This window comes from Dietzia aerolata (assembly GCF_014144865.1).
Taxonomy (GTDB): Bacteria; Actinomycetota; Actinomycetes; order Mycobacteriales; family Mycobacteriaceae; genus Dietzia; species Dietzia aerolata.
This window is the reverse complement of the sequence record NZ_JAALDM010000186.1, coordinates 1-1,605: the sequence shown is the minus strand read 5'-3', so window position 1 is coordinate 1,605 and position 1,605 is coordinate 1. Positions and strand designations below refer to the sequence as shown.

The 1,605-nt window shown below is 68.5% G+C and carries 2 protein-coding genes; both read left to right on the top strand.

What is annotated here, in order from left to right; translation table 11 throughout:
• Positions 1-665 (top strand): PGPGW domain-containing protein (locus tag G6016_RS11425; RefSeq protein ID WP_241730249.1); only part of this gene is annotated, 665 nt, incomplete at its 5' end.
• Between the two features lie 283 nt (positions 666-948).
• A complete protein-coding gene (locus G6016_RS11420) occupies positions 949-1,410 on the top strand; it encodes a hypothetical protein (RefSeq protein WP_182632771.1) in 462 nt (153 codons plus the stop codon).
• Positions 1,411-1,605 lie beyond the last annotated feature (195 nt).

The window sequence follows — 1,605 nt, the reverse complement described above, 5'->3', positions numbered from 1 at the left end:
CCGGGGCGCTGCGGGCGGACGGGGTGCTGCGGGCACCTGAGGTCGTGCGCCCGGCCGGGGTGCCGCGGGCGGCCGCGACCTCCCTTCACTCGGGCGTTGATCGATTTTCTGCCACGATGGTTCCCGTGAGAAGACTCGGCTATGTCGCACTCAAGCGACTCGCCCTCGAGATCCTGGGCTGGACACTCGTGGTGCTCGGCATCGCGGCACTGTTCCTGCCCGGCCCCGGACTGCTCATGCTGTTCTCCGGGATGGTGGTGCTCTCACAGCAGTACGAGTGGTTCGAGCGGAGGGTCGACCCCGTCAAGCGACTTGCCCTCGAAGGCGCCTCGAAGGGCGTGCAGTCCTGGCCTCGCATCGCCGCATCCATGCTCGGCGTGGCCTGGCTGGCCGGGATCGGCATCTTCTGGGGGATGCAGCCGCCGGCTCCCGACTGGTGGCCCCTCAACCCCGAATGGTGGCTGATCGGCGGCTGGGGCACCGGCGGCACACTCCTGTTCTCCGCGGCTGTCGCGTTGGCGCTGATGATCTACTCTTTCCGTCGCTTCCGCGGCAGCCCGTACGACCACTCGGCAGAACTCGAGCGCGAGGCCGAGCGCCACGCTGCGCGGCGGCTCGAGCGCGAGGAGCGACGCCGCGCCCGCCAGGACGCGTCGCACGCCTGAGGCTGGTTGGGCTGGGGGACGGGCTGGCAGGTCGGCTGGGCTGACAGGTCGGCTGGGCCGGCTGGTTTGCAGCCCGGCAACGAGCAGAGGGTTCGGCACAATGCCACTCGACCGATGCGGGCGGAAGTCACTTCTCGTTGGGGGTGCGGCGCGAACGGAGATTGTCACCTCGCTGATACCCAGAGTTTTCCGCGATTGACTATGATCTAGATCACAGCCGGGACGGCCGGGGCCGCGCCGCGAACCCCTGTGACGACCGTTCCGACATGAGAAGGGTTGCGTCATGACCGTTCAGCTCATCGAGATCACCGAGGACGTCGCCGAACGCATGCAGGTCCTCACCACGCCCTCGTCCTCCCAGGTGGGCGATGCACGAATGATCATCATCGACCTCCTGGGAGCAGCGCCATCGCTGCCGCTCGCAGTGCTGGTCAATGCCGTATGTAATGCCTACGAGGCGCCCGACGGAGAGAAACTCATGGTCGATCTGCGTGACCGCGAGGGGCTCGCCGACGACGAACTGCGCGACGAGCCCGCCCTCAAGCACGTCCGGTGGGTCCGCGCCACGCGAATGGCACTGCACGAACTCACCGGCGTGCGCGAGGTGGAGTGGAGTCAGCCCTCCGACGACCCGGATGAGGTCGACCACCCGGAGATCGAGGTCCTCATGTCCGGCGCGAACCCCCGCGCCTTCCGGATCTACGTCGGCGAACCGCTGCCGGACGGATCCGTGTCACTGCGTTAGGGATCAGCGGCCGGGCGCCACTCCTGCGGATTCCCTGCGCCGGGCTGTTGCCCCTGCGGGGCCCACGCCCCTGACTGCTGCGACTGCTGCGACTGCGGAGTCCACGCGCCCGTCTGCTGTGACTGCGGGGTCCACGCCCCCTTTGGCTGTGAGAAGGGCTGCTGCGAAACCGGACCGTGCTGCCCAGCAGCGCCC

Excerpts from the sequence above, each read along its gene's own strand:
- G6016_RS11420 (WP_182632771.1), top strand. The coding sequence starts at position 949 with ATGACCGTTCAGCTCATCGAGATCACCGAGGACGTCGCCGAACGCATG.